The following is a 6,319-nucleotide window of genomic DNA, read 5'->3' on the forward strand; positions in this document are numbered from 1 at the left end:
GGTCTCACCCAATACCTTATGGCTCCCGGCTGACCGAAGGAGGAGCAATCCCGTGGCAGACCGCAAACCCCCGCTCGACGTCGAGGAACTGCGTGCCCTCGTCGCGAGCGGTGAGATCGACACAGTGGTCCTGGCCTTCCCCGATATGCAAGGGCGGCTCCAGGGCAAGCGGTTCGCCGCACCCTTCTTCCTCGACGAGGTGCTGGAGCACGGCACCGAGGGCTGCAACTACCTCCTCGCCGTGGACGTGGAGCTCAACACCGTCGACGGCTACGACATGTCCTCCTGGGCCAAGGGCTACGGCGACTTCGCGATGCGCCCGGACCTGTCGACCCTGCGGCGCGTCCCCTGGAACGAGGGCACCGCGATGCTCGTCGCCGACCTCGCCTGGAACGACGGCTCACCCGTCGTCGCCGCGCCCCGCCAGGTCCTGCGCCGCCAGCTCGAACGGCTCGCCGCACACGGCTTCACCGCCCACGTCGGCACCGAACTCGAGTTCATCGTCTTCAAGGACACCTACGAACAGGCCTGGAACGCGGACTACCGCGACCTCACCCCGGCCAACCAGTACAACATCGACTACTCCATCCTGGGCACCGGACGCATCGAGCCGCTGCTGCGCCGCATCCGCAACGACATGGCCGCCGCGGGGCTGACCGTCGAGTCCGCCAAGGGCGAGTGCAACCCCGGCCAGCACGAGATCGCGTTCAAGTACGACGAGGCCCTGGTCACCTGCGACCAGCACGCCATCTACAAGACCGGCGCCAAGGAGATCGCCTCCCAGGAGGGCGTCTCGCTCACCTTCATGGCGAAGTACAACGAGCGCGAGGGCAACTCCTGCCACATCCACCTCTCGCTCCAGGGCGCCGACGGCCGCAACGTCATGGCGGGCGACGGACCCGGAGGCATGTCGCAGGTCATGCGGCACTTCCTCGCCGGACAGCTCGCCGCGCTGCGCGACTTCTCCCTCCTCTACGCGCCCAACATCAACTCCTACAAGCGCTTCCAGCCCGGCTCCTTCGCACCGACCGCCGTCGCCTGGGGCCACGACAACCGCACCTGCTCGCTCCGGGTCGTCGGCCACGGCCGCTCCATGCGCTTCGAGAACCGGCTCCCCGGCGGCGACGTCAACCCGTACCTCGCCGTCGCGGGCCTCGTGGCGGCCGGACTGCACGGCATCGAGCAGGAGCTGGAACTCCCCGAGCCGTGCGACGGCAACGCCTACACCGGCGACTACGCCCACGTGCCGACCACCCTGCGCGAGGCCGCCGACCTCTGGGAGAACAGCCCCCTCGCCAGGGCCGCCTTCGGCGACGAGGTCGTCGCCCACTACCGCAACATGGCGCGCGTCGAGCTGGAAGCGTTCGACGCCGCGGTGACCGACTGGGAGCTGCGCCGCTCCTTCGAACGCCTCTAGGGACCCACGTGACCAGCGAACACCACGTACTGAACCCCGCCACCGAACAGGTCGTCGCGACCGTCCCCGCCGCCACCGCGGCCGACGTCGACGCGGCCGTCACCCGCGCCGCCGCCGCCCAGCGGGGGTGGGCGGCGGCGGCCCCCGCCGACCGCGCCCGCCTGCTGCGCCGCTTCGCCGCCGTCGTCGACGAGCACGTCGAGGAACTGGCCCGCCTGGAGGTCCGCGAGGCCGGCCACACCCTCGGCAACGCCCGCTGGGAGGCCGGCAACGTCCGCGACCTGCTCGACTACGCGGCCGGGGGAGTGGAGCGGCTCAACGGCCGGCAGATCCCCGTCCCCGGCGGGCTCGACGTCACCCTCCTCGAACCCCTCGGCGTCATCGGCGTGATCGCCCCCTGGAACTTCCCCATGCCGATCGCCGCCTGGGGCACCGCCCCCGCCCTCGCGGCCGGCAACGCGGTCGTCCTCAAGCCCGCCGAGACCACCCCCCTCACCGCCCTCCGGCTCGCCGAACTGGCCCTGGAGGCGGGGCTCCCCGAACACCTCTTCCAGGTGCTCCCCGGAGCGGGCCCGGTCGCCGGCGACGCCCTCGTCGAGCACCCCGGCGTAGCCAAGATCGTCTTCACCGGTTCCACCCGCGTCGGCAAGCGCATCATGGCCAAGTGCGCCGACCGCGTGAAACGCGTGACCCTCGAACTCGGCGGCAAGAGCCCCAACATCGTCTTCGCCGACGCCGACATCGAGGCCGCGGCCGCCGCCACCCCCATGTCCTTCCTGGACAACGCCGGCCAGGACTGCTGCGCCCGCACCCGTGTCCTCGTCCAGCGCGGCGTGTACGACCGCTTCCTGGAACTCCTCACCCCCGCCGTCGAGGAGATCGTCGTCGGCGACCCGTCCGACGAGCGGACCCAGATGGGCCCGCTCATCTCCCGGACGCAGCTGGACCGGGTCCGGTCCTACGTCCCCGACGACGCGGCCGGCATCCGCGGCAAGGCCCCCGAGGGCCCCGGCTTCTGGTTCCCGCCCACCGTCCTCACCGGCCTCGCGCCCGACGCGCCCGCCGCCGTGGAGGAGGTCTTCGGGCCCGTCGCCGTCGTCCTCCCCTTCGACGACGAGGCGGACGCCGTCCGGCTCGCCAACGCCACCGAGTACGGCCTGTCCGGCTCGATCTGGACCCGGGACGTCGGCCGGGCGCTGCGCGTCTCGGGCGCTGTCCGGGCCGGGAACCTCTCCGTCAACTCCCACTCCAGCGTCCGCTACTGGACCCCGTTCGGCGGCTACAAGCAGTCCGGCCTCGGCCGCGAGCTCGGCCCCGACGCCCTCACCGCCTTCACCGAAACCAAGAACGTCTTCATCAGCACGGAGGCCTGATCCGCATGACCGAGAACACTGTGTGCCGCCGCCTCGTGGGCCGTACCGCCGTCATCACCGGCGCCGGCAGCGGCATCGGCCTCGCCACCGCGCGCCGCCTCGCCTCCGAGGGCGCCCACGTCGTCTGCGGCGACATCGACGAGCGGGCCGGCAAGGCCGTGGCCGACGAGGTCGGCGGCACCTTCGTCCGCGTCGACGTCACCGACCCCGAGGAGGTGGAGGCGCTCTTCCGGACCGCGTACGACACCTACGGCAGCGTCGACATCGCCTTCAACAACGCCGGCATCTCGCCGCCCGACGACGACTCGATCCTCACCACCGGGCTGGAGGCGTGGAAGCGCGTCCAGGAGGTCAACCTCACCTCCGTCTACCTCTGCTGCAAGGCCGCCATCCCCTACATGCAGCGCCAGGGCCGCGGCTCCATCATCAACACGGCCTCCTTCGTGGCCGTCATGGGCGCCGCCACCAGCCAGATCTCGTACACCGCGTCCAAGGGCGGCGTCCTCGCCATGTCCCGCGAACTGGGCGTGCAGTTCGCCCGCGAGGGCATCCGCGTCAACGCCCTGTGCCCGGGACCGGTGAACACCCCGCTCCTCCAGGAGCTGTTCGCCAAGGACCCCGAGCGGGCCGCCCGCCGCCTGGTCCACATCCCGGCCGGCCGCTTCGCCGAGGCCGAGGAGATCGCGGCCGCCGTGGCGTTCCTGGCGAGCGACGACTCCTCGTTCGTCAACGCCACCGACTTCCTCGTCGACGGCGGCATCGCCGGCGCGTACGTCACCCCGCTGTAGTCCGGTCCCGGCGGCCGCGTGGCCCGCCCGCCCGGCGGGCCACGCGGCGGGAGCGGGGGCGAGGGGGAGAACGCGCGGGCTCCCCGGCGTACGCCCCCTAAGGTGACCGCATGAGCATGACGACCCCGGCCGGCTGGTACCCCGACCCAGGCAACCCCGCCGTCGAACACTGGTGGGACGGCACCGCCTGGACCGGGCACACCCGGCCCGCGGCCACCGGCGCCCCCACCACCGTCATGGCCGCCCCGCCCCCGGCACGGCGGACCGGCCGCCTCCTCGCCGTCGTCGCCGCGGCCCTGGCCGTGACCGCCACGGCGGCGGTCGTCCTCCGCTCCGGCGAGGACCCGCCCCCGGCCGCCCGCAACAGCCCCGCGCCACCGACGAGCACCGGCTCCGCACCCGCTCCCGCGCCTCCGGCGGCCTCCCCCTCCGAGGACCCCACGGTCGTCGTCGACCAGCTCAACGGCATCACCCTGCCCGTCCTCGACGGCTGGGAGGAGCCGGAGTTCCTCACCGACGCCCTGCCCACCGTGGCGACGGTCGACGCCGCCCCGTGCCCCGCCGTCACCAGCCGCTCCTGCCGGCGCGGCTCGGTCTCCTCCCTCACCGCGACGGCCACCGGCACCAGCGACCCCGCCGCCATCGCCCGGGCGGACATCGCCCGGGCCGCCGAGCGCGCGTTCGGCGAGGACGCCCTGGGCGCGCGGCCGTACGGCGGCATCCGGTCCCACCAGGTCGTCGCCGAACGCCCCGCCGTCGTCGCCGGACGCACCGGCCACCTGGTGCGCTGGCGGGTCACCACCGGCCAGGGGCCCGGCGGCTACGTCCAGTCCCTGGTCTTCCCCTCGTCGCTGGGCAGCGAGTCGCCCGTCATCGTGCGGTTCGCCCTCTCCGCCGGCCCCGGCGCGCCGCCGCCGGGCACCATGGACGAGATCACCCGCGGCATCCGCCCCATCGGCAGCTCGACCGGCGGGGGAGTCGGCAGCTCCATCGGCCCCTGAGCGGCCGGCCGGTCACAGGAACGTCCGGCCCTCGCCCCGGTACGTCGGTACGGTCGCGGTGACCCGGTCGCCCTCGATCAGGTGCAGCGCGTCGAACCGCTCGCACAGCTCGCCCGCCTTCGCGTGGCGGAACCACACCTTGTCGCCGATCAGCAGGTCGTCGGCGGGGGAGCCCAGCAGCGGCGTCTGCACCTCGCCGGCCCCCTCCTGGGGGTCGTACCGCAGCCCCTCGGGCAGGTACGGCACCGGCGACCGGTCCGCGCCCGCCGCGCCCGACGCGGGGTAGCCGCCACCCAGCACGGTCACCACGCCCAGCCCCGGCCGGCGCACCACCGGCTGGGCGAACAGCGCCGCCGGACGCCCCGCGAACGACGTGTAGTTGTCGAACAGCCGCGGCAGGTACAGCCCCGACCCGGCCGCGATCTCCGTCACCGCGTCCTCGGCCGCCGTGTGCTGCACGCTCCCCGTCCCGCCGCCGTTGACGAACTCCAGGTCCGGCGCCACCGCCCGTACGGCCGCCACCACGGCCGCCCTGCGCACCGCCAGCTCCCGGCGCGCGGCCGACTGCATCAGCCGCACCGCACGCGACCGCACCGGCCGCCCGGCGATCGCGTCGCCCACCCCGGCGACATGGCCCTCGTACGCCATCAGCCCCACGAGCCGGAACCCCGGGCGGCGCGCGACCGACCGCGCCACCTCCGCCACCTGCGCCGGCGTCCGCAGCGGCGAGCGGCGCGCCCCGACGCGCACCCGGCCGCCCAGCAGGTGCAGCGAGGTGTCCAGCTCCAGACAGACCCGGACCTCCTCGGCGCCCCCGTCACGCGCCCGGTCGATCAGGTCCAGCTGCGCGGTGTCGTCGACCATCACGGTCACCGCCGCCGCGAGCTTGGCGTCCCGGGACAGCTCCGCGAACCCGGCACGGTCCGCCGAGGGGTACGCCAGCAGGACGTCGCCGAACCCGGCCCGCGCCAGCCACAGCGACTCGTCCAGCGTGTACGACATGATCCCCGCGAACCCGTCGCGGGCCAGTACCCGCTCCAGCAGCGCGCGGCAGCGCACGGACTTGCTCGCCACCCGTACCGGCTTCCCGCCGGCCCGGCGGACCAGGTCGTCGGCGTTGGCGTCGAACGCCTCCAGATCGACGACGGCGAGGGGCGCGTCGAGGTGGGCGGTGGCCCGGTCGTACCGGGCCCGGTCAGCGGCACGCGGAGTCATGGCCAGAGCCTGCCAGAACCGCCTACCCGGGGGTAGGGGGACGATCCGGTCAGATCCGCCCCGACCTGCGGCCTCGTTCCCGATCAGGCGTACGCAGCCCGTAGAGTTACCCACGCGCTGACGAACGGGCCTGCCCCGCAAGGCGATCCGGACGACACCGAGGGGGGCGGATGAGCACCGAGGCACGACACCCTTCCTCCCGCGCCACGGACGCCGCACGCCCCTCCAGCCCCATACCGGGGCCCATGCCGCCGGCCGCGCCCGACCCCGCGCCGGTACGCCCCGCCCAGGCCCCCGGCACCCCGCCGAGGCCCGCCCAGGCCCCCGCCGCGCCGGCCGCCGAGACCACCGCCCGCCCGCGCCCCACCCGCACCGCCGCGCCCACCGCCCCGGCCGCCGCCCTGGAAAGCCCCGCCCGCCGCGGACGTTTGATAAAGGCGCTGCCCCCGCTGCCCAGCGGCGTGCCCGTCGTCTCCGCCACCGCCTCCCAGTCGGGGGCCGCCTCCGCCCGCCCCACCCGCCAGG

5 protein-coding genes and 1 pseudogene are annotated in these 6,319 nt (G+C 74.4%); 5 read left to right on the forward strand and 1 reads right to left on the reverse strand.

The genetic code is table 11. The features are described 5' to 3' along the window. Positions 1–52 precede the first annotated feature (52 nt). The 4 genes from A4V12_RS11255 to A4V12_RS11270 all read left to right on the forward strand — a co-directional run bounded on the left by A4V12_RS11255 (position 53) and on the right by A4V12_RS11270 (position 4,579). On the forward strand, positions 53–1,417 hold the full coding sequence (locus A4V12_RS11255) for a glutamine synthetase family protein (protein WP_064069141.1): 1,365 nt from the start codon (positions 53–55) through the stop codon (positions 1,415–1,417). Then, entirely contained in the window at positions 1,384–2,790 is a 1,407-nt protein-coding gene (locus tag A4V12_RS11260) for an aldehyde dehydrogenase family protein (protein WP_199831263.1), read from the forward strand. The genes A4V12_RS11255 and A4V12_RS11260 overlap by 34 nt, the downstream gene beginning before the upstream one ends. Positions 2,791–2,795: 5 nt before the next feature. Continuing rightward, positions 2,796–3,578, forward strand: a complete 783-nt coding sequence (locus A4V12_RS11265) for a 3-oxoacyl-ACP reductase (RefSeq protein WP_064069143.1) — start codon at positions 2,796–2,798, stop codon at positions 3,576–3,578. 110 nt (positions 3,579–3,688) lie between these two features. Next, positions 3,689–4,579: a DUF2510 domain-containing protein gene (locus tag A4V12_RS11270; RefSeq protein ID WP_064069144.1), complete on the forward strand. Its 891-nt coding sequence runs from the start codon at positions 3,689–3,691 to the stop codon at positions 4,577–4,579. Between the two features lie 12 nt (positions 4,580–4,591). Here the strand turns inward: A4V12_RS11270 and A4V12_RS11275 are convergent, their stop codons facing one another. Further along, positions 4,592–5,794, reverse strand: a complete 1,203-nt coding sequence (locus A4V12_RS11275; protein WP_064069145.1) for an amino acid deaminase/aldolase — start codon at positions 5,792–5,794, stop codon at positions 4,592–4,594. A gap of 170 nt (positions 5,795–5,964) precedes the next feature. Here A4V12_RS11275 and A4V12_RS37450 point away from each other — a divergent pair. Further along, positions 5,965–6,319, forward strand: a pseudogene (locus A4V12_RS37450) (hypothetical protein); the annotation flags it as partial.

Origin of the sequence: Streptomyces noursei, from assembly GCF_001646665.1 — a bacterium.
Taxonomy (GTDB): Bacteria; Actinomycetota; Actinomycetes; order Streptomycetales; family Streptomycetaceae; genus Streptomyces; species Streptomyces lavendulocolor.